The 21,429-nt window shown below is 75.1% G+C and carries 13 protein-coding genes; 3 read left to right on the top strand and 10 right to left on the bottom strand.

From position 1 onward, the window contains the following. Positions 1-75: 75 nt before the first annotated feature. The 3 genes from ACWEO5_RS25610 to ACWEO5_RS25600 are packed head-to-tail and all read right to left on the bottom strand — an operon-like array spanning position 76 to position 4,326. Positions 76-2,901, bottom strand: coding sequence for an FtsX-like permease family protein (locus tag ACWEO5_RS25610; protein WP_452164607.1), 2,826 nt, complete (start codon positions 2,899-2,901; stop codon positions 76-78). After that, positions 2,898-3,698, bottom strand: coding sequence for an ABC transporter ATP-binding protein (locus ACWEO5_RS25605; RefSeq protein ID WP_452164606.1), 801 nt, complete (start codon positions 3,696-3,698; stop codon positions 2,898-2,900). Before ACWEO5_RS25605 ends, ACWEO5_RS25610 begins: the two co-directional genes overlap by 4 nt. 16 nt (positions 3,699-3,714) lie before the next feature. Then, entirely contained in the window at positions 3,715-4,326 is a 612-nt protein-coding gene (locus tag ACWEO5_RS25600) for a PadR family transcriptional regulator (protein WP_344552533.1), read from the bottom strand. Between the two features lie 78 nt (positions 4,327-4,404). On the opposite strand from ACWEO5_RS25600, the gene ACWEO5_RS25595 reads away from it, so the two are divergent. Then, positions 4,405-5,313, top strand: coding sequence for an endonuclease/exonuclease/phosphatase family protein (locus tag ACWEO5_RS25595; RefSeq protein WP_452164605.1), 909 nt, complete (start codon positions 4,405-4,407; stop codon positions 5,311-5,313). A gap of 167 nt (positions 5,314-5,480) precedes the next feature. Here the strand turns inward: ACWEO5_RS25595 and ACWEO5_RS25590 are convergent, their stop codons facing one another. The 4 genes from ACWEO5_RS25590 to ACWEO5_RS25575 form a co-directional block, all read right to left on the bottom strand. Continuing rightward, positions 5,481-6,659, bottom strand: coding sequence for a PP2C family protein-serine/threonine phosphatase (locus ACWEO5_RS25590; protein WP_452164604.1), 1,179 nt, complete (start codon positions 6,657-6,659; stop codon positions 5,481-5,483). Between the two features lie 200 nt (positions 6,660-6,859). Continuing rightward, the gene (locus ACWEO5_RS25585) at positions 6,860-10,051 is read right to left on the bottom strand and encodes an ATP-dependent DNA helicase (protein WP_452164603.1); all 3,192 of its coding nucleotides are present in this window, start codon (positions 10,049-10,051) and stop codon (positions 6,860-6,862) included. Further along, entirely contained in the window at positions 10,038-13,310 is a 3,273-nt protein-coding gene (locus ACWEO5_RS25580; RefSeq protein WP_452164602.1) for an ATP-dependent helicase, read from the bottom strand. The genes ACWEO5_RS25585 and ACWEO5_RS25580 overlap by 14 nt, the downstream gene beginning before the upstream one ends. A gap of 106 nt (positions 13,311-13,416) precedes the next feature. After that, positions 13,417-13,746, bottom strand: coding sequence for an MGMT family protein (locus ACWEO5_RS25575; RefSeq protein ID WP_344552528.1), 330 nt, complete (start codon positions 13,744-13,746; stop codon positions 13,417-13,419). A 142-nt stretch (positions 13,747-13,888) separates the two neighbouring features. Here ACWEO5_RS25575 and ACWEO5_RS25570 point away from each other — a divergent pair, with 142 nt between their 5' ends. Further along, positions 13,889-16,633: a flippase-like domain-containing protein gene (locus tag ACWEO5_RS25570; protein WP_452164601.1), complete on the top strand. Its 2,745-nt coding sequence runs from the start codon at positions 13,889-13,891 to the stop codon at positions 16,631-16,633. A gap of 319 nt (positions 16,634-16,952) precedes the next feature. Here ACWEO5_RS25570 and ACWEO5_RS25565 read toward each other — a convergent pair whose 3' ends face one another. Then, positions 16,953-17,864, bottom strand: coding sequence for an NAD-dependent epimerase/dehydratase family protein (locus ACWEO5_RS25565; protein WP_452164600.1), 912 nt, complete (start codon positions 17,862-17,864; stop codon positions 16,953-16,955). Between the two features lie 153 nt (positions 17,865-18,017). Between ACWEO5_RS25565 and ACWEO5_RS25560 the strand changes: the two genes are divergently transcribed. Continuing rightward, on the top strand, positions 18,018-18,737 hold the full coding sequence (locus ACWEO5_RS25560; protein WP_452164599.1) for a TetR/AcrR family transcriptional regulator: 720 nt from the start codon (positions 18,018-18,020) through the stop codon (positions 18,735-18,737). 74 nt (positions 18,738-18,811) lie between these two features. Here the strand turns inward: ACWEO5_RS25560 and moeZ are convergent, their stop codons facing one another. After that, positions 18,812-19,990 carry an adenylyltransferase/sulfurtransferase MoeZ gene (gene moeZ, locus ACWEO5_RS25555; RefSeq protein WP_344552526.1) on the bottom strand — a complete coding sequence of 393 codons (1,179 nt, stop codon included), beginning with the start codon at positions 19,988-19,990 and terminating at the stop codon, positions 18,812-18,814. 160 nt (positions 19,991-20,150) lie between these two features. Further along, positions 20,151-21,095 carry an NAD-dependent epimerase/dehydratase family protein gene (locus tag ACWEO5_RS25550; RefSeq protein WP_452164598.1) on the bottom strand — a complete coding sequence of 315 codons (945 nt, stop codon included), beginning with the start codon at positions 21,093-21,095 and terminating at the stop codon, positions 20,151-20,153. Between the last annotated feature and the right edge of the window lie 334 nt (positions 21,096-21,429).

Genomic DNA, 21,429 nt, shown 5'->3' with positions numbered 1-21,429 from the left:
CCGGCCGTGAGCACGGTCACTTCCCGGCGGTCCGCCGACCGCGGGTCAGCCGGCCGCGGGTCAGCCGGCCGCGGGTCAGCCGGCCCGGCGAGTCAGCCCGATCTTGGACCGGGTGAGCAGCGCGGCCAGCAGGACGGCCACCAGCGGCAGGCCGAGCAGCAGGGCGGCCAGGTCGCCCCACGGGACGGCGATGACCGCGTCCTCGTGGCCGATCGGGGTGGTGTTGACCCAGACCTCCGAGTTGCGGGCCTCCAGCAGCCGCAGCGCGACCGCCGGGACGGCTCCGCAGACCAGGCCGAGCACCGCGCCCATCGCGGCGATCACCCCGCACTGGAAGCCGGACAGCCGCCGCCGGATGCCACCGGACGCGCCGACCGCGGCCAGGGTGGCCAGGTCCTGCTGGGAGTCGGCGGCGGCCAGGCCGGTGGCGATGCCCGCCGCGCCGAGGGCGACCACGGCGGCGAAGACCATCAGGCCGATCATCCGGACGCTCCGACCGGCCTTGAAGCCCTGCTCGACGTCCAGGTAGACGGTGTCGTCGAGCTTGGAGAGGTGGGCCTCGGCCTTCTGGACGGCGCTGTCGGAGGGCGTCGCGGCGGGGTGCCACAGCGTGCCCTCGGAGCGGAGGCCCAGTCCGGCCTTCTGCGCGGTCTCCCGGCCCATCACGACGCTGGCGAACGGCATCGGCGCGTTCACCTCCACGGCGTCCACGGTGACGTCCCGGGTCGCGCCCCGGTAGTCGCCCGCGTCGACCTGGGCCTGGGTCGGCTGTTCCTCGGCCCGCAGGAACGCCTTGCCGCCGGCCACCCGGTCGGGGCGGAACACCAGGGCCTTGCCCGAGGCCAGGGCCTGTTCGGCGGCCGGGTCGTGCAGGTCGAGCAGGTTGTGCAGCAGGGCCGCGTCACCGATCAGGACGTCGCCGAACATGTTGCTCAGCTCGTTGGGGAGGCCCCGCATCTCGGTGCACCGGGGATCGCCGACCAGCCGTTCGCGCTCCTCGTCGGTCTTGGCGTCCACGGCCGGGCAGCGCTTCTCCGGCGTCTTCAGCGCCTGGACGTACCCGCAGTCGTAGCTGACCCCGCAGTCCCGGGAGACGGCGGTCGGACTCAGCACGTCGGCGCGCTCGCCGAGGGCGCCGAAGTCCTTCTCGACGGCCCCGCGCAGGGCGGCGTACTGGGCGGCGTCCGAGCTGCCGCCCTGGAACAGGGCGACCGCGCCGGGCGGCAGGCTGGGCCGGTAGTCCTGGCGCTGCTTCTCGACGTCACTGGCGTGGTAGATGCCGACCGCGACGGCACCGGCCACGGCGGCCATCACGGCGGCCACGGCGGGGGCGGTGCGGCCGCGGTTGCGCACCGAGTCGCGCAGTGCCAGGCGCGGGCTGAGCGGCAGGTGGCGGCCGAGCCGGCCGAACAGGCCGATCAGCAGCGGGGTGCACAGCAGCATGCCGAGCTCGGCGATCACCGAGCCGCCGAGCAGGCCCGGCACGGGGGCGGTGTTGGTGACCGCGCAGAGCATGGCCAGGCCGGTGCCGCCGGCCACCATCACGGCGCCGAGCACGGCGAGCAGCCGGTTGGCGGGCTTGCTGCCGCCGCGGCCGGTGAGCGCCTCGACCACGTCCTGCCGGGACGCCTGGACGGCGGGGACGACGGCCGCGAGCAGGCCGGTGACCAGGCCGACCAGGGCGACGCCGAGCAGGTCGAGGGGCTGCACGTCGAAGTGTCCGAACCGCTGGCCGCCGTACTCCTCCAGGGTGCCGCGCAGCAGCGCGACCAGTCCCAGGCCGCCGAACAGGCCGAGCACGGCGCCGCCGGTGCCGAGCACCGCGCCGCCCGCCAGGACCACGGCCCTCACGTGCGAGCGGTCGCCGCCGCCCGCGGCGAGCAGGCCGAGCTGACGGCGCGAGCGGCGGGCGCCGACCGCGAAGGCGGGCCCGGCGAGCAGCACGATCTCCAGCAGGGCCATGCCGGGCACCAGCGCGGCGACGGCCAGCACGCTCTTGTCGATGCGGCCGGAGTCGTACCCGGCCTCCTGGGCGTAGTAGGGCACGTCGGCGCGGGCCGGCGGGTGCAGCAGGACGGCCCGGGAGGCCGCCGTGAAGCCGTAGCCGTTGAGCTCCTGCACCTTGGCCCAGTCCATCCGGGCCCCGGCGGGCAGCTTGACCAGCCAGGTGGTGGAGTTCCCCGGCCCGCTGTGGGTGGAGTTCCGGTCGGCCTGGGCCAGTGCGTCGATCACCGCGCCGGGACGGCCGTACAGCTCGTTCTCGTCCAGGCGACCGGGGTTCTCCGCGACGGCGGTGATGGTGTACGGCCGGGAGTCCAGGCCGCGCAGTGCGGTGCGGTCGCCGATCCGCAGGCCGGAGCGGTCCAGGAAAGCCCTGGTGGCCGCGAGCTGGTCGGGCCGGGTGGGGGCGCTGCCCTCGACCACGTTCAGCTTGCCGCGCCACACCGGGTCGGTCAGGTCGACCTCCTGGACGGTGGTCGACATCCGGCCCTCGGCGGTGGTGGCCGAGGCGCTCCGGTAGTTCCCGGTGGGTACCAGCACCGCGCCGGGCAGCAGTTCGGTGAGCAGCTGCGCGGGGTCGGTCGAGGCGCTGCGCTGTTCGGCGGGGGTCTTCGTCCCGTTCTGCTCGGTGGGCCCCCCGCCGGTGCTCTCCTCGGCGTCGGGGCTCTGCAGGAGGGCGTGGCCGGGGGTGTTCATGGAGACGGCGGCCTGGGCGGTGCCCATCGTCCGGGCGGCCTTCTCCGCCGGTTCCAGCTGGGAGCTGCGGGCGATCACGTCGACGCCGGCCACCCCGAGCACCGGCAGCGCGATCATCGCCAGGACGAGGGCGCTGCGGCCCTTGGCCCGGGCGGCGTCGCGGCGGGCGATCCGGAGGGCGGCGCGCCAGGCGCTGGGCTTCACCGGTCACCGTCCTCGCGGGCGTTGGCGGCGGCGGTGACGAGCAGGGTCCCGGCGTCCTGCCGGGTGGTCTCGTCGACCAGCAGGCCGTCGCGCAGGAAGACCACCCGATCCGCCCAGGCGGCGTGCCGGGCCTCGTGGGTGACCATCATGGCGGCGGCGCCGGCGTCGCAGCGGGCGCGCAGCACGGCGAGCACGGACTCGCCGGTGGTGGAGTCGAGGGCGCCGGTGGGTTCGTCGGCGAGCACCAGGCGGCGGTCGCCGATCAGCGCGCGGGCGATCGCGACGCGCTGCTGCTGGCCGCCGGACATGTCGTCGGGGAAGCGGTCGGCGAGTTCGGCGATGCCGAGCTCCTCCAGCGCGGCGAGCGCCTCGCGGCGGGAGGCGCGGGCGGAGACGCCGTCGAGTTCGCGGGGCAGCGCGATGTTCTCGGCGGCGGTGAGCGCCGGTATCAGGTTGTAGTCCTGGAAGACGTAGCCCACCGAGCGGCGGCGGACGGCGGCCAGCTTCTTGCGGTCGAGGTCGCCGAGGACGGTGCCCTCGACGATCACCCGGCCGCCGGTGGGGCTGTCCAGGCCGCCGGCGAGGGTGAGCAGGGTGGACTTGCCGGAGCCGGAGGGCCCCATCACGGCGACCAGTTCGCCGGGGTAGACCCGCAGGTCGACGGCGCGCAGCGCGTGCACCTCGGCCGCGCCGTGGCCGTGCGTGCGGCTGATCCGGTCGAGGTGCAGGACGGGTTCCGCGGGCTTGAGCTGCCTGCCGGGCTCGAACTGGCCGGTCGGCTTGGGTTGTTCGGTCATCGCTCCCCCAGGAGGTTCAGATGCGGCCGCGGTCGCGGCTCTTGGCGGCGCGCCGGGCGGGCGGCGCGGCGGGTCCGGGCGGCGCGGCGGCGGCCCGTTCGGCGTGCTGGGCGAGCCGGGACTCGCAGTGGTCCAGCCAGCGGATCTCCGCCTCGGTCTGGAAGATCAGCTGTTCCAGCACCAGCAGCCAGGCCAGGTCGCCGCCGGACCCGGTGTCGGCGGCCAGCGCCCGGCCCTTGAGCCGGGTGTAGTCCTGGAGCGCCTGCATGCTGTGCCGGCGCTGGCCGTGCACCACGGCGGCCACGTCCACGCCCGGGATGGTCACCGCCATCGCCAGCTTGATCGCCAGTTCGTCGCGCGGCGGGTTGGTGCGCGGCACCGGGGTGTCGAACCAGCGGCGCAGTTCCAGGCGTCCTTCGTCGGTGACGGCGTAGAACTGGTGGCCCTCGTCGTCCTCGCCGGCGGCCTCCACCAGCCCGTCGCGCTCCAGGCGGCCCAGCGTGGTGTAGACCTGGCCGACGTTCAGCGGCCAGGTCGCCCCCGTCCTGGCCTCGAACTCGGTTCTCAGTTGGTAGCCGTAGCGCGGGCCCTGGTCGAGCAGGGCGAGCAGGCCGTGACGGATCGACATACCGAGTATGTATACCCGGTATGGCTGCCTCCGCTCAAGCCGCCACCCCGTTCACCCCGGCCCGGTACGGTCGACGGCGTGACCACACTGCGGATCGCCACGTACAACCTGCTGCACGGCCAACCGCTCGCCCCCGACGGCAGTCCCGCGCCCTACCCCGTCGACCCGGGCGCCCCGCTGGCCGACGCCGTCGCCGCCCTCGACGCCGACGTGCTCGCCCTCCAGGAGGTCGACCGCCACCAGGAGCGCTCCGGCCGCACCGACCAGGCGGCCGTCGCCGCGAAGGCCATGGGCGCCGCCGACTGGCGCTTCGCCGCCGCGCTGCACGGCGTCCCCGCGCCCGGCGCGGGCTGGGTCCCCGACCCCGTCCGGCCCGGCCTCGCCGTCTACGGCCCCGGCGACCTCGACGACGGCTCCCGGCCCTCGTACGGCACCGCGCTGCTCACCCGGCTGCCCGTGCTGCACTGGCGGGCCCGCCGGTTCGCGCCCGCGCCCTTCGGCCTGCCGCTGCGGGTCGCCGGGCGGCGCGGGCTCACCCCCGTCCCGGACGAGCCGCGGGCGGCGCTGGCCGCCGTACTGGCCGGGCCGGGCGGGGAGTTCACGGTGGTGGCCGCGCACCTGTCCTTCGTCCCGGGCTGGAACGTCGGGCAGCTCGCCGCGATCCGGCGCTGGATCGCCGACCTGCCGCAGCCCTACCTGGTGCTGGGCGACTTCAACCTGATCGGCGCGGTGCCGCGCACCGTGCTCGGCTCGGCGCACGCGATCCAGCGCACCGCGCGGCGCGAACGGGTCCGCACCGCGCGGCGCACCCGCCTCCAGGGCTGGTACGACCTGGCCCGCACCCCCACCTACCCCTCGCACCGCCCGACCGTCCAGTTCGACCACATCCTGGGCATCGGCGTCCCCCGCAACACCGTCGGCTCGGTCTCCGCCCCGCGCACGGGGGTCTCCGACCACCGCCCGCTGGTCGTCGACATCGAGGTCTGAAACGGAAGAGCAACCACAACAGGGGCTCGGGGAACGGCGAGTCCGAGCTGCTGACGGCCGGAGCCCATCGAAGGTCCGTGCTGCTGCGTGCCGTAACAGAACCGGAAGCCGATGCACGCCACGGCAGTGAACCGTCAGCAGACCGGGCCTCGCCGTTCCCCGAGCCCCTAGATGCGCGTCTCCTGGTACGCGTTCTGCGCCGGCAGCGTGACCGGGTCGAACTGGAGCAGCAGCATCGCCGCGTCGTCGCCGAGCTTGTGGCCGACGTGGCGGACGACGTCGTCGTGGAGGCGGTGCAGGACTTCGACCGGGCCGCCGTCGGCGAGCAGCGGGAGGCGGTCGGCGAGGGGGTAGAAGGCGCCGCGGTGGTCGCGGGCCTCGATGACGCCGTCGGTGTAGAGCAGGATGCGGTCGCCGGGTTCGGCTTCGAGGAGCTGGAGCGGGGGCCGGACGTCGGCGGGGTCGAGGACGCCGAGCGGGGGGACGGTCTCGTCGGCGGCCAGCAGTCGCGGCGCGTCCTCGCCGCGGAGCAGGACGGGCGCGGGGTGGCCGCAGTTGGCGATCTCCAGGACGCCGTCGGGGCGGACGCCGATCAGCACCAGGGTGACGAACTCCTCCTCGACGCCGGGGTGCTCGTTCTCGTGCAGGGCCCGGTCGAGGCTGACCGCGAGCCAGCCGGCCACCCGGTCGAGGGCGGCCTCCTGGTGCGCGGCCTCGCGGAAGGCGCCGAGCACGGCGGCGGCGGTCTCGACCGCGGCGAGGCCCTTGCCGCGGACGTCGCCCACCACGGCGCGCACGCCGTGCCGGGTGTGGACGACCTCGTACAGGTCGCCGCCGATCGAGGCGTGGGCCGCGGCGGCGGCGTAGCGGACGGCGGCACGGACCGGGCCGACCCGTTCGGGGACCGGGCGCAGCAGCACCCGGCGGGCGATCTCGGCGACCAACTGGGCCTCGGCCAGGGCGACTTCCTGGCGCAGCCGCAGGTTGGCGCTGAGGTGGCCGATGCCGGCGATGATGACGATGGCGGCGACCGTGGCGGTGTGCACGGACTGGCCGAGGATGTCGTGGTACCAGGCCGTCCCGAAGGCGCTGACCTCGGCGAGGGCGCCGGTCAGCAGCGGGTACCAGGTGCGGCGGGAGACCACCGCGGCGAGGGCGGGGACGGCGGTCAGGGCGGGTTCGACGGTGACCTGGCTGTTGGTCAGCAGGTCGAGGGCGAGGATCAGCGCCATGCCGATCAGCGGCAGGGCGTGCGAGGTCTTGGGCCAGGTGCCGGTGACGGTTCCCGGCACGGGGCCCGGGGTGGGGCCGTGGAGGACGTCCCTGATCCATCCGGTCGCGCTCAACGTCGGTCTCTCCAGCGGAAGGTGCGGGTGCTGCTCGGCACCGGCGGGTCTGACGGGAGGTCAAGGGGTCGGGAGAGCCCTGACGGCGGCCGGAGTACGAGGGATGACCGGTTACCGACCCCACAATAGGCACGAAACGTGCAGGGCGCACGGGTTTCGCGTGATCTCGTGACGGGTTGGATGCTCTGAGTGACTCTTTTCTACCTATTCCCGATCAGAAGATCGCTCAACTCTTTTCGGCCGGGAAGTCCTGACGGGGTTTCGACCCGCCCGGAGCGCACGTAGCAGAACGAGGCGCTGACCCGCTCCGGCGGGACGCCCGCCTGTTCGGCCCAGGCCAGCCGGTAGATGGCGAGTTGCAGCGGGTCGCCGGAGTCCTCCCGGCCGGTCTTCCAGTCGACCACCTCGTAGCGCGGTGACCCTGCGCCACGGTCGGCGTCCCGGTAGACCGCGTCGATCCGGCCGCGCACCACCCGTCCCGCGAGCACCAGTTGGAAGGGCGCCTCGACCCGGTGCGGGGTGCGGCGGGCGTAGGGGCCGCGCAGGAACGCCTCCTTGAGGCGTTCGAGGTCGCGCTCGTCCTCGATCTCCTCGTCGTCCAGGCCGGGCAGCGCGTCGGGGCCGAGCAGCAGCGGCTGGTCGTAGCGGGACTGCACCCAGGCGTGGAAGCGGGTGCCGCGGCGGGCGGCGGGCGCGGGCGGGCGGGGCATCGGGCGGGCCAGGTCGCGGGCGAAGCCGTCGGGGTCGGCGGCCAGCCGCATCAGCTGGGAGGCGGACAGCGAGGCGGGCAGTTCGACGTCCCGGGTGCTGCGCCGGGAGCGCTCCAACTCGCCGACCAGGGCGGTCAGGTCGCGGTCCCAGGAGGCCAGCAGCCGCTGGTCCTCGGCGCCCATCGGCTCGGGCCCGGGCGCGGGGGCGCCGGCCAGCCGCTGCCGCACCACCCGGGCGACCCGGCGGCGGGCGTGCTGCGCGGTCGGGTCGAGCGGCAGCGGCCAGGGGGTCTCCACCGAGACGTCGAACGCCGGGTTCTGCTCCTCGGGGTCGGGCTCCTCGGCCCAGTGCTCGATCTCGCCGCCGCCGTCGGGCCGCTCGCAGTGCTCGCGCAGCTCCAGCAGGAAGTCGGACGGTCCGCGCCGGCGCTTCTGGGACGGCCCCCACCAGTGCCCGGAGGCCAGCAGCAGCGAGCGCGGCCGGGTGAACGCGACGTAGCCGAGCCGCAGTTCCTCGACCTCGCCGTGCCGCGCCATCTCCTGCTTGAAGGCGCCCATGCCCTTGGCGGTCCAGGCCGGGGTGCCGGGCAGGGTGGCGGCGTCGCCGCGCAGGGCGTGCGGCAGCACCCGGCGGGTGGAGGTCCAGCGTTCGCGCCCCTGGCCGGACGGGAAGCCGCCCTTGACCAGGCCGGGGACGGCGACCACGTCCCACTCCAGGCCCTTGGACTTGTGCGCGGTGAGCACCTTGACGGTGTCCTCGCCGCCGGGCAGCCCGGCGTCCAGGCCGCGCTCGTACTCCTGGGCGGCGCGCAGGAAGGCCAGGAAGGCGGCCAGTCCGGGGTCGCCGTCCAGGTCGGCGAAGGAGGCGGCGATGTCCAGGAAGGAGTGCAGGGTCTCCCGGCGGCGGGCGGCCAGCGCCAGCGGGGAGGCGGAGAGCTCGACCTCCAGGCCGGTGACGGTGAGCACCCGGTGCAGGACATCCATCAGCGGTTCGGCCAGCGCCCGGCGCAGTTCGCGGATCTCCCGGGCGAAGCGGGCGAAGCGGACCCGCGCCTCGGGCGAGAACGGCAGGTCGTCGGGCTGTTCGGCGTCGACGAAGGTCTCCAGCGCGTCGGCGAGCGAGACCACCTCGGTGGGGTCGGTCTCGGCGACGGCGGCGCTGAGGGCGTCCTGCTCGCCGGGGCGGGCGGTGCGGACGAGTTCGGCGGCGCGGCGGCCGAGCAGCGCCAGGTCGCGCGGGCCGGTGCGCCAGCGCGGGCCGACCAGCAGCCGGACCAGGGCGGCGTTCGCGGTCGGGTCCTGGAGCACCTCGCAGACCGCCACCAGGTCGGCCACCTCGGGCAGTTGCAGCAGCCCGCCGAGGCCGACCACCTCGACCGGGACCTTCCGCCCGACCAGCGCGGCGTGGAGGTCGGGGAAGGAGCTGCCGGCCCGGCAGAGCACGGCGATCCGGCCGGGCGCGGTGCCGGTGCGCACCAGGTGCGCGATCGAGTCGGCCAGCCAGTCGACCTCCTCGGCGTGGGTGGGCAGCAGCGCGATCCGGGCCCGGCCGTCCCGTTCGGCGCCGGGGGCGGCCCGCAGCGCCTCGACGCCCTCGTGCATGGCGCGCAGCGGGGCGGCGAGCCGGTTGGCGAAGTCGAGCAGCCGGCCGCCGCTGCGGCGGTTCTCGCTGAGCGCGAAGCGGTGCGCGGCGCCGCCGTCGGCGCGCGGGAAGTGCCGGGGGAAGTCGTCGAGGTTGGCGACCGAGGCGCCGCGCCAGCCGTAGATCGCCTGGCAGGGGTCACCGACCGCGGTGACCGGGTGCCCGGCGCCGTCCGCACCGCCGAACAGGCCCGCCAGCATGAGGCGCTGGGCGACCGAGGTGTCCTGGTACTCGTCCAGCAGCACCACCCGGTACTGCTCGCGCAGCAGCCGGCCGACCTCGGGGCGCTGGGTGGCGAGCCGGGCGGAGGCGGCGATCTGGTCGCCGAAGTCGAGCAGGCCGAGCTGCTGCTTGCGGGCCCGGTAGTCCTCGACCAGCCGCAGCAGTTCCTGCCGGCCGCGGGCGGCCTTCGGGACGGCCCGCAGGTCCTCGTTGGTGAGCTTGACGCCGGCCAGCTCGTCCAGCAGCTCCTCGTCGTGCGCGCGCAGCCGGGCGGGCTCGACCAGGTGCTCGGCGAGTTCGGAGTCCAGCGCGATGATCTCGGCGACCAGCGCGGAGAAGGTGCCGGTGAGCGCCGGGAACGGGCCGCGGGCCTGCCGCAGCACCCGGGCGGCGAGCTGGAAGCGGGTGGCGTCGGCGAGCAGCCGGACGTCCGGCTCTATGCCCAGCCGCAGGCCGTGCTCCTTGAGCAGCGTCCCGGCGAAGGCGTGGTAGGTGGAGATCTGCGGGTCGCCGAGGGCCTCCTCGTCCTCCGCGCGGACGCCGGCCCGCAGCAGGGCGGCCCGGACCCGCTCGGCGAGCTCCCCGGCGGCCTTGTTGGTGAAGGTCAGGCCGAGCACCTGCTCGGGGCGCACCGCGCCGGAGCCGACCAGCCAGACCACCCGGGCGGCCATCACGGTGGTCTTGCCGGAGCCCGCGCCGGCCACGATCACGCCGGGTTCCATGGGGGCGCCGATGGCCGCCAGCTGCTCGTCGTTGAACGGGATCCCGAGCAGTTCGCGGAGCCGGGCCGGGTGCCGCAGCGGCTCAGTCGACGACATGCCGGCCGTCCCGCTGCGCGGAGCAGCTGCCGCGGAAGGCGCAGCGCCCGCAGCGCTCGCCCGCGGTGGGGGTGAACTTCTCGGCGAGCACCTTCCCGGCGGTCTCCACCAGCAGGTCCTCGATCCAGGGGGTGCTCTCCTCGGGCAGCTGCCGCTGCACCTTGGGGGCCTCGGGGTCCTTCTTGTCCGGGGCGCGCAGCTGCACCAGCTCGGCGCCGCCGGGCACCGCGCCGTGCTCGAAGCCGGGCAGGCCGTCGAGCGCGCCGCGGCCGACCGCGAGCTGGTAGACGGCGAGCTGGCGGTTGTCGGGCAGCGAGCTGTTGGCGGGCGGGGTCTTCCCGGTCTTGAAGTCGACGACGTACGCCCGGCCCGCGGCGTCGGCCTCGACCCGGTCCATCGAGCCGCGGATCCGGACCGCGACGCCGCCGACGTCCAGGGTCAGGTCGAAGCCGTGCTCGGTGGCGACGGTGGTGCGTTCGCGCTCCAGCACGTGCCAGCGCAGGAAGCGCTCCAGGGCGGCCCGGGCCTCACCCTTCTCCTGGGTGGACTTCCAGGGCGCGTCGAAGGCCAGGGCGTCCCAGACGGTGTCCAGGCGCTCCATCAGGACGGCCAGGTCGGCGGGGGTGCGGCCGGAGCCGACCTCGTCGGCGAGGGCGTGCACCACGTTGCCGAAGCCCTGGGCGGCGGAGGCGGTGGTGCCCGCCCTGACGTCCTTCTCCAGGAACCACTGGAGCGTGCAGGACTCCAGCTGCTCCAGGCCGCTGCCGGAGAGCCGGACGGGCTGTTCGGGCTCGCGCAGCGGCTGCGGGGCGGCGGTGGGGTCGTCCAGGCCCCACCACTGGTCGGGGTGGGCGGCGGGGACGAGCGGGCGGCCGTCCTCGTCGGTGGCGGCGGCCAGGGTGGCGAGCCGTTCGGCGGCGGCCCGGCGCAGCTGCGGGGAGCGGTCCGGGTCGACGGTGACGGCGCGCAGTTCGGCGACCAGCGCGGGCACCGACAGCGGACGGCGCGGCCGGGCGGTGACGTCGGCGACCTTGACCCGGGGGACGCGCTCCAGCACCTTGCCGGTGCGCGGGTCGACGGTCTCCCGGTAGAGCTCGCGCAGGAACCGGGAGGGTTCGTCGCCGTCCTCGGCGGGCGCCTTGACGGCGGTGACCACCAGCCGGTCCTTGGCCCGGGTCGCGGCGACGTAGAACAGCCGGCGCTCCTCGGCGAGCAGCGCGGCCGGGGAGAGCGGTTCGGCGAGGCCGTCGCGGCCGATCCGGTCGGCCTCCAGCAGCGAGCCGCGGCGGCGCAGGTCGGGCCAGAGGCCCTCCTGGACGCCGGTGACGACGACCAGCCGCCACTCCAGGCCCTTGGAGCGGTGCGCGGTCATCAGCCGGACGGCGTCGGGGCGCACCGCGCGCACGTGCAGGGTGTCGGCGGCGATGTCCTGGGCCTCGACCTCGGCGAGCAGGTCGAGGGCGCCGCGGTGGCCGGTGACCCGCTCCTCGGCGCGGGCGGCGGTCTCGAACAGCGCGCACAGCGCGTCCAGGTCGCGGTCGGCGTTGCGCCCGGCGGGGCCGCCGCGCAGGGCGGCCCGCTCCAGGCGTTCGCGCCAGCGGCGGGAGCCGTCCCACAGCTCCCAGAGCGCGTCCTCGGCGCTGGCGCCGCCGGCCAGCAGCTCGCGGACCTTGCGCAGCAGCATGCCGAGCTCGTGGGCGCGGCGGGCGTAGGGGGCGTCCACCAGGGCGAGCTGGTCGGGGTGGGCCAGCGCCTCGCGGATCAGCTCCTCGGCGGGGCGGACCACGCCGGGGGCGCCGTCGGCGGCGAGCGCGCGGCGCTCCTCCTCGCGCAGGGTGCGGCCCAGGCGGCGCAGGTCGGAGCCGTCGAGGGCGGCGAGCGGTCCGGTGAGCAGGGTGTGCGCGAGGTCGGCGGTGAGCGCGCCGGGGCCCTCGGCGCAGACCCGCAGGGCGAGCAGCAGCGGGACGACGGCGCCCTCCTCGCGCAGCGGCAGGTCGTCGCCGTCGATCTCCAGCGGGACGCCGGCGGCGGCCAGCGCGCGGCGCACCGCCGGTATGGTCCGGGAGCCGGCCCGGACCAGGACGGCCATCTCGCCCCAGGGGACGCCGTCCTCCAGGTGGGCGCGGCGCAGCAGGTCGGCGACCGAGTCGAGTTCGGCGCCGGGCGTCGGGTAGGTGTACACCTCGACGGCGCCGCCCTCCCGGGAGGGGAGCAGGGCGCGGTGCGCGGCGAGCTTGTCGGCGGGCAGCCGGCCCATCGGCATCCGGCGAGCGAGTTCGCGGGAGGCGGCCAGCAGCACCGCGCCGGAGCGCCGGGAGACCCGCAGCACCTTGACCTCGGCGGGGCGGCCGTCGGCGTGCCGGAAGGCGTCGGGGAACTCCAGGATGCCGTTCACGTCGGCGCCGCGGAAGGCGTAGATCGACTGGTCGGGGTCGCCGACCGCGACCAGGTCCCGCCCGCCGCCGGCCAGCCGCCGCAGCAGCCGGACCTGGGCCGGGTCGGTGTCCTGGTACTCGTCGACGAACACCGCGTCGTAGCGCTCGCGCAGCTGGGCGGCGACGTCCTCGCGCTCGGCGAGCAGCACGGCGCGGTGGACGAGTTCGGCGTAGTCGAGGACGCCGCGCAGGTCCAGCACGTCCAGGTACTCGGCCAGGAAGTGCGCGGCGGCGGCCCAGTCGGGGCGCCGCACGCCCGCCGCGAAGCGTTCCAGCTCCTGCTCGCCGAGGCCGAGCTCGCGGCTGCGGGCGAGCACGGCGCGCACCTCGTCGGCGAAGCCGCGGGTAGTCAGGCAGGCCCGCAGGTCCAGCGGCCAGGCGATGGTGCCGACGCCCGCCTTGGCGTCCTCGGCGCCGCCCGCGAGCAGTTCGCGGACCATCACGTCCTGTTCCGGGCCGGAGAGCAGCCGCAGCGGCTCGGCGTACTCCTCGGGCGGCTGGTGGGCGCGCAGCAGGGCGTAGCAGAACGAGTGGAAGGTGGTGGCCTGCGGGGCGGTGGCGCCGATCCGGGCGGTCATCCGGTCGCGCAGCTCCATCGCGGCCTTGCGGCTGAAGGTCAGCACCAGGACGCGGTCGGGCGCGGTGCCGTCGGCGACCCGCCGGGCGACCGCCTCGACCAGGGTGGTGGTCTTGCCCGTCCCGGGCCCGGCGAGCACCAGCAGCGGCCCCGAGGCGTGCTCGACGACCGCCTGCTGGAAGGCGTCCAGCTGGGGCGGGTCGGGCTGGGCGAGGGGGCTGCGCACCAGGCGGAACGGTGAGGTCACTGCGGTCCAGGGTCGTACGGCGGTTCAGCGGCGGGCCGGGAGAGGGCCTTGCCGCGACGAGCCTACGATGGTGCACCCACAGACCCCTCCGGCGCACATCGCCCGGTCAGGACGCCCCGTCCCAGCGGGCGGCCCGCAGGTCGACCCGGGGTTCGCCGCCCACGGTGCGCAGCGGGGTGCCCTCGGCGCGGTACTCGGGCAGCGCGCGGTGCTCGTGGCCGGGCAGCGGCCGCCCGTCCGCCCGGATCACCCGCCACCAGGGCACCGGTGCCCCGTACAGTGCCATCACCCGGCCGACCTGTCGGGGGCCGCCGCGGCCCAGGTACTCGGCGACGTCCCCGTAGGTCATGACCCGGCCGGGCGGGATCCGCTCGGCGAGGTCGAGCACCGCCTCGGCGTACGGCGGGATCGCGGGGACGTCCTCGGAGTCGGTCATCCGCCGCATTCTTCCCCATCCGGTCGATTTCCAGCACCCCGTGCGGGCGACCCGGCGCGCGGGATGCGGCCCCTGGACGGCACCCGGGTGGCGGGCATGGCAGCATCTTCGGGGCAGTGCGACACACGAGGACGAAGACCAGATGACCGGGACGGCGGGATTGAACGTGGACGAGGGCTCCGAGCAGCCCGCCACCGACGGTTTTGCCGAACGGCCGGTCGACCTGCGCCACCGGGAGCGGGACGCGCACCACACGGGGGAGGGAACGGTGGCCGCACAGCTGCCGTCGGACGAGGGGCCGGAGCGTCCGGGCACACCGGACCGGCCACCGGAGCCGGACCGGAAGCAGGACGGGGAGCGGGGGCGGGAGCGCGACCGGGGGGAGCGGCCCGCCGAGGAGCCCGCCGGGGAGTACCTGGCCGTCGACGAACCGCTGCTCGCCCCCCGCGCGCACCGGCCGTCCGACCTGCTGAAGTTCCTGGGCGGGCTGTTCCTGATCGTCCTGGTGTTCGTGCTGGCGCAGGTGGCGGTCTCCACCACCACCGGCATCGAGAAGGACATCACGGTCAACGCCGACCGGATCCCCGGCGTGCTGTCCAAGATCTCCGCACTGGTCTCCTCCATCGCGGTGCTCACCGTGCCGCTGGCCTTCGCGGTCGAACGGCTGATCAAGCGCGACGGCCTGCGGGTCGCCGACGGCGTGCTCGCCTCGGTGCTCGCGTACGGCGTCTCGCTGGGCGTCGACTGGTGGGTGGCGGCCAGCGCGCCCGAGGAGATCCGCAACGCGCTGACCCAGTTCCCGCCGGGCGGCGGCGAGACCCTCACCGATCCGGTGCACGGCTACCTGGCCCCGGTGATCGCCTACATGACGGCGGTCGGCATGTCGAGCCGGCCGCGCTGGCGGGTCGCCCTGTGGGTGGTGGTGATCCTCTCCGGCGCGGCCGAACTGATCAACGGCAACACCACCCCGCTGTCCCTGGTGCTGACCGTCCTGATCGGCTGGTCGGTGGCCTACGGCACGCTGTACGCGATCGGCTCGCCGAACATCCGCCCCACCGGGCAGCACCTGATGATCGGCCTGCGCAAGGTCGGCTTCGCCCCGTCCGCCGCCCACCTGGCCCCCGCCGCGCCCGGCGGCACCCGCCGCTACCTGGTCACCCAGCAGACCGGCCCGCTGCTCGACGTCCACATCATCGACCGCGAGCAGCAGGCGTCCGGCTTCTTCTACCGCGCCTGGCGGCGGCTGCGGCTGCGCTCGGTCGCGGTCCGCCGCAGCCCCCAGTCACTGCGCCAGGCCCTCGAACAGGAGGCCCTGATCGCGTACGCGGCGGCCGCCTCCGGGGCCCGCGCCCCGCAGCTGGTCGCCACCTCCGAGCTGGGCCCGGACGCCGCCATCCTGGTGTACGAGAACGTGGCCGGCCGGACCCTCGACGACCTGGCCGACGAGGAGGTCACCGACGCGGTGATGGCCTCGTTCTGGGCCTCCGTCGCCACCCTGCACGAGCGCCGGATCGCCCACCGCCGGCTCACCGGCGAGTCCCTGCTGGTCGTCGACGAGCGCACCGGCTGCCTGGTCAACCTCTCCGGCGGCGACATCGCGGCCGGCGACCTGACCCTGCGCATCGACGTCGCCCAGCTGCTCACCACCTTCGCCCTGCGGGTCGGCCCGGAGCGCGCGGTGGCCGTCGCCACCGGCGTCCTCGGCCCCACCCGGGTCGCCGAGGCGCTGCCGCTGCTCCAACCGGTCGGCCTGAGCCGACAGACCCGCGGCGACCTCCAGCGGATGACCAAGGAGCGCAAGGCCGCCGCCCAGGCCCTCGCCCTCAAGCAGGTCGCCGCGGGCGAGCGCACCCAGCAGCAGGCCGAGGAGGACATCGCCCAGGCCGGCGAGGACCTGCTCGCGAAGATCCGGGCGCAGATCCTGCAGATCGCCCCCGAGGCCCCGCTGGCCCCCGCCAAGCTGGAACGCCTCAAGCCCCGGACCCTGATCATGGTGGTGGCGCTCACCTTCGCCGCCTACCTGACCCTGACCACCGTCCGGCCCGACCAGTTCAAGGTCTCCCAGATGAACTGGGCCTGGGCCTCGCTCGCACTGGCCGCCTCGGCGTTCTCGTACGTGGCCGCCGCGATGAGCCTGACCGGCTTCGTCCCGGAGAAGCTCCCGTTCTGGCGCACCGTCACCGCCCAGCTGGCCGGCTCCTTCGTCAAGCTGGTCGCCCCGGCCGCGGTCGGCGGCATCGCCCTGAACACCCGCTACCTGCAGAAGGCCGGCATCCGCCCGGTCCAGGCCGTCGCCTCGGTCGGCGCCTCCCAGCTGGCCGGCCTCGGCGGCCACCTGATGCTGCTGTTCGCCTTCGGCCTGATCACCGGCTCCCAGACCAACGGGGACCTCGGCGCGTCCCGGGCCGTCATCATCGGCGTCCTCACCGCGGCCGTCCTCGCCCTGGTGGTCGCCGCGGTCGCCCCGATGCGCCGGTTCGTGGTCACCCGGGTCCGCTCGCTGCTGTTCGGCGTCATCCCGCGGATGCTCGACCTGATGCAGACCCCCCGCAAGCTGATCACCGGCTTCGGCGGCATCATCCTGCTGACCCTCTCCTTCACCGCCTGCCTGGACGCCTCCGTGCACGCCTTCGGCGGCGGCGCCAACGTCACCTACGCGGCCGTCGCCGTGGTCTTCCTCACCGCCAACGCGGCCGGCTCCGCCGTCCCCACCCCCGGCGGCATCGGCCCGGTCGAGATCGCCCTGATCACCGCCCTCACCGTCGCCGGCGTCCCCGCGACGGCCGCCACCCCCGCCGTCTTCCTCTACCGCCTGCTCACCTTCTGGCTCCCGGTCCTCCCGGGCTGGATCGCCTACAACATCCTCCAGCGCAAGAACGCCCTCTGAGAGAGCCCCGCCGGTAAGCCCCGCCAGGGGCTCGGGGAACTGTCGGCAGACGGGCATGCACCACCAGGGGCTCGGGGAACTGTCGGCAGACGGGCATGCACCACCAGGGGCTCGGGGAACGGCGAGTCCGTGCTGCTGACGGCCGGAGCCCATCGGAGTGTCCGTGCTGCTGCGTGCCTTGAACAGAACCAGAAGCCGATGCGCGCCACGGCAGTGAACCGTCAGCAGACTGGGCCTCGCCGTTCCCCGAGCCCCTGGCGGGGGCTATCGCCGTTCCCCGAGCCTCTGTTGTGCTTGACTCCCGAGCCCCTCTGAACGTTCACGGCAGCAGCTCCGCGACGATCCGCTCCCACGGCACCGGCTCCAGCCCGAAGGTCTCCCGGGTCGCGGTGTCGTCGATGACGAAGGGCCGCTCGAACTGGTACGCCGTCTCGCGGACGGCGCGGACCGTCGGGTTGGCCAGCCCGACCAGGGCCAGCACCGGGCGCGGGATCGCGGTGACCTTCGGGGCGGGCCGTCCCGCGGCCGCGCAGAGGTCGGTGACGACCTGGCGCTGGCTGCGCGGCGGGTTGGAGGGCACGTGCCAGGCGCGGCCCCAGGCGCGCTCCTCGGTGGCGGCGGTGACCAGCAGCCGGGCGGTGTCCTCGGGGGAGGTCCAGCTGTGCGGGGCGTCGGGGTCGCCGAGGACCTGGACGGTGCGGCCGGCCAGCGCGCGGCCGAAGGCCCGGCCGTCGAGGGCGCCGACCACGCCGCGGCCGAGGTGGTCGGAGCCGCGGACCTCGGTGGCCCGGACCCGTCCGGCCTCGTGCGCGGCCAGCGCCTCGCGCCACATCGCGACCCGGACCCCGCCCTTCGCCGAGTTGGGCCGCAGCGGGCTGTCGGGGCCCATCGGGCCGTCCGTCGCGCCGTAGCCGTACAGGTTGGAGACGGTGGCGAGCACGGCGCCGCTGCGTTCGGCGGCGGCGAGCAGGGACGCGGCGAGCGGCGGCCAGACCTCGCTCCAGCGGTGGTAGGGCGGGTTGGCGCAGTTGTAGAGGGCCGCGGCGCCGGCCGCGGCGGCGCTGAGCGCGTCGGTGTCGGCGGCGTCCAGGTGGAGGCGGCGGACGCCGTCGAGCGGGCGGGCGGCGGCGTCGGTGCGGGTGACCACGACGACCTCCTCGCCGCGCTCGGCGAGGAGCCGGGCGGTGGTGGAGCCGACCGGTCCGGCGCCGACGACCAGGTGCTTGCTCATGGGAACGCTCCGCTCGGAGTCCGGGAGAACGGTGTTCTCGCTCGCTCCACAGCGTGGCGCAGCCCCCGCGCCCCTGTCAAGAACACTGTTCTCGCCCAAGAACGACGTACTCGATTGTTGCGCCCGTTCTCGCCCACTGGGAGGATGGTCCGCATGCCGAAGGCCCCCACCCCCCGCGAGCGGATCCGCGCCGAGTTCACCCGCGAGATCAAGGACGCCGCCCGCCGCCAGCTCGCCGAGCACGGGCCCGCCGGGCTCTCCATGCGGACGCTGGCCAAGGACGTGGGCCTGGTCTCCGCCTCCGCGCTGTACCGCTACTACCCGGGCCGGGACGCCCTGCTGACCGCCCTGATCGCGGACGCCTACGACGCGCTGGGCGACGCCGCGGACGCCGCCGCCGACCCGTTCGACGGCACCGACCACGCGGGCCGCTGGCTGGCCGTCTGCCGGGCCGTCCGCGGCTGGGCGGTGGCCCACCCGCACGAGTTCGCGCTCGTCCACGGCTCCCCCGTGCCCGGCTACACCGCCCCCGAGGACACCACCGGGCCCGGCACCCGGCTGCCGCTGCTGATCGGCCGGCTGTTCCAGGAGGCCGCCGCCGCGGGCGCCTACCGCCCGCCCGGCGACCCGGCCGTCCCCGCCCCGGCCCGGGCCGCGCTGGCCCCGCTGCTGGACCGGCTGCCCCCCGGCACCCCCGCGCACCTGGTGGTCTCGGCGCTGGCCGGCTGGAGCGACCTGCTGGGCGCGCTCGCCCTGGAGCTCTTCGGCCACCTCGCGCGGATCACCACCGACCCGGAGGCGTACTTCGACCACCTGATGCACCGCACCGGCACCCTGCTCGGCCTGGCCGCCCCCTCCCCCGGCTCCCCCTGAACGCACGGAACCGCCCGGCCGGGGGAGTTCCCCGACCGGGCGGTTCCGGTGGTGCCACGACTCGCGCGCGGCCGTCAGTAGACGGGCTTCTCCGGCTCGATCTGGTTGACCCAGCCGATCACGCCGCCACCCAGGTGCACCGCGTCCGCGAAGCCCGCGGACTTGAGGACCGCGAGGACCTCGGCGGAGCGCACACCGGTCTTGCAGTGCAGCACGATGCGCTTGTCCTGCGGCAGGTCCTGCAGGGCGTTGCCCATCAGGAACTCGTTCTTCGGGATCAGGCGGGCGCCCGGGATCGAGACGATCTCGTACTCGTTGATCTCGCGGACGTCGATGATGTCGATCGGCTCGCCGTTGTCGATCCACTCCTTGAGCTGCTTGGAGGTGATCGTGGAGCCGACGGCGGCCGCGCTGGCCTCCTCCGAGACGACGCCGCAGAACGACTCGTAGTCGATCAGCTCGGTGACCGTCGGGTTCTCGCCGCAGAGGGCGCAGTTCGGGTCCTTGCGGACCTTCACCGAGCGGTACTGCATCTCCAGGGCGTCGTAGATCATCAGTCGGCCGACCAGCGGCTCGCCGATGCCGGCCAGCAGCTTGATGGCCTCGTTGACCTGGATCGAGCCGATCGAGGCGCACAGCACGCCCAGCACGCCGCCCTCGGCGCAGGAGGGGACCATGCCCGGCGGCGGGGCCTCCGGGTAGAGGCAGCGGTAGCACGGGCCGTGCTCGGCCCAGAACACGCTGGCCTGGCCGTCGAAGCGGTAGATCGAACCCCACACGTACGGCTTGCCGAGCAGCACCGCGGCGTCGTTCACCAGGTACCGGGTGGCGAAGTTGTCCGTGCCGTCGACGATCAGGTCGTAGCCGGAGAAGATCTCCATCACGTTGTCGTTGTCCAGGCGCTCCTCGTGCAGGATCACCTCGACCAGCGGGTTGATCTCCTTGACCGAGTCCCGGGCGGACTGGGCCTTGGACCGGCCGATGTCGGACTGGCCGTGGATGATCTGGCGCTGCAGGTTCGACTCGTCGACGGTGTCGAACTCGATGATGCCGAGCGTGCCGACGCCCGCGGCGGCCATGTACATCAGGGCCGGGGACCCGAGGCCACCGGCGCCGACGCACAGCACCTTGGCGTTCTTCAGCCGCTTCTGCCCGTCCATGCCCACGTCGGGGATGATCAGGTGGCGGGAGTACCGGCGGACCTCTTCGACGGTGAGCTCGGCGGCGGGCTCGACCAGGGGTGGCAGCGACACGGGGACTCCGATGGTCGTCAGGTTCTGTTCGACTACGCCAACAGTGTCACGTGCCCCGGGTATTCCAAGACAGCGGGTCCAGTGGGTGAGATGCGCGACACCGGATGGCGAGACCTCCGCCGTCCGGGCCAACCCCCTGTTCAGGCCCGGCCGTTCCGGATCACACCCGGCAGGCGGTCTCCAGCCAGACGTCCCCCAGCGACTCCTCCAGCGGCACCTGCGTCCGCCATCCGAGACGGTCCCGGGCCGTCCGGACGTCCGCCTGCCGCCACTGCACCGGCTCGGCGACCGTCCGCGCCTCCACCGCCCGCAGCCCCTCCGCGCCCGCCTGCTGGGCGGGCAGCACCACCTGCCGGGCGTCCTCGCTGACGGTGCCCTCGAAGCCGGACGCCCGCACCAGCAGGTGCGCCGCGTCCCGGGCCCGGACGGCGTGGCCGGAGCCGATGTTGATCACCCCGGTGGCGGCCGAGACCGCCGCCGCCTGGATCGCCCGCGCCACGTCCCGGACGTCCACGAAGTCCCGGTAGCCGGACAGGTCGGGCATCCGCACCTGGTTCTCGTCCTGCTCCAGCGCCCGCCGCAGGCCCTCCGCCAGCCGCCCGAACAGCGAGGCCGTCGGCGCGCCCGGACCGACCACGTCGAACACCCGCAGTACCAGCGCGTCCAGCCCCGAGTTCAGCACCAGCTCGGTGCCCGCCAGCTTCGACACCCCGTACGGGCCCACCGGACGCGGCTCCGCGCTCTCCGGGATCGGCCCCCCGGGCTGCGCCGGACCGTACTCGGCCGCCGACCCCACGTGCACCAGCCGCGCGGGCTCCCGACTGCGCCGGATCGCCTCGCAGACCGTCGCCACCGCGAGCGTGTTGGACCGGATCAGGTTCCGCGACGTCCCGTACGTGGCCCCCGCGCAGTTGATCACCACCTGCGGGGCGACCGCGTCCAGGAACCGGGCCAGCGCGCCCGGACTCCCCGCGGCCAGGTCGAACCGGATGTCGGCGGAATCCCCCCGCCCCAGCACGGTCACCTGGGGCCCCTCCTCCGCCAGCAGCCGGTCGGCCACCCGCCGGCCGATGAACCCGTCGGCCCCCAGCAGCAGCACCCTCATCGGGCCCAAGTCCTTCCATCAGGCCCGGCAACCGCCGGGCGGAACGAGATCTGATCGACAAACCGGAACACCCGCCCGCAGGCGGCTCCCGGACGACACCGGCCCCACGGCGAGCGGCCCCGGCCCACGACGGCAGCCGAACGGCCCGGACCGCACGACGAGCGACCCGGAACGCACGGCGCCGCTCGCACCGCGTCCACGGGAACCCGCCGCCGGAGACCGGTGGCAGCCCCGCACGACGAGCGGCCCCGGCCGACCGCACCGGCACCCCGGCCCCGGCCCGGAACGCCCGCCGCCACCGGCCCCGCGGCAACCCGCCGCCGGACCCCGACGG

The organism is Kitasatospora sp. NPDC004272, assembly GCF_053603035.1.
This window is presented reverse-complemented; position numbering and strand designations above follow the sequence as displayed.

What these genes read in the sequence shown, in the direction of transcription:
- ACWEO5_RS25605 (WP_452164606.1), bottom strand. Translation starts at nt 3,698, where the DNA reads ATGACCGAACAACCCAAGCCGACCGGCCAGTTCGAGCCCGGCAGGCAG.
- ACWEO5_RS25600 (WP_344552533.1), bottom strand. Translation starts at nt 4,326, where the DNA reads ATGTCGATCCGTCACGGCCTGCTCGCCCTGCTCGACCAGGGCCCGCGC.
- ACWEO5_RS25585 (WP_452164603.1), bottom strand. Translation starts at nt 10,051, where the DNA reads ATGTCGTCGACTGAGCCGCTGCGGCACCCGGCCCGGCTCCGCGAACTG.
- ACWEO5_RS25575 (WP_344552528.1), bottom strand. Translation starts at nt 13,746, where the DNA reads ATGACCGACTCCGAGGACGTCCCCGCGATCCCGCCGTACGCCGAGGCG.
- ACWEO5_RS25570 (WP_452164601.1), top strand. Translation starts at nt 13,889, where the DNA reads ATGACCGGGACGGCGGGATTGAACGTGGACGAGGGCTCCGAGCAGCCC.
- ACWEO5_RS25565 (WP_452164600.1), bottom strand. Translation starts at nt 17,864, where the DNA reads ATGAGCAAGCACCTGGTCGTCGGCGCCGGACCGGTCGGCTCCACCACC.
- ACWEO5_RS25560 (WP_452164599.1), top strand. Translation starts at nt 18,018, where the DNA reads ATGCCGAAGGCCCCCACCCCCCGCGAGCGGATCCGCGCCGAGTTCACC.
- ACWEO5_RS25550 (WP_452164598.1), bottom strand. Translation starts at nt 21,095, where the DNA reads ATGAGGGTGCTGCTGCTGGGGGCCGACGGGTTCATCGGCCGGCGGGTG.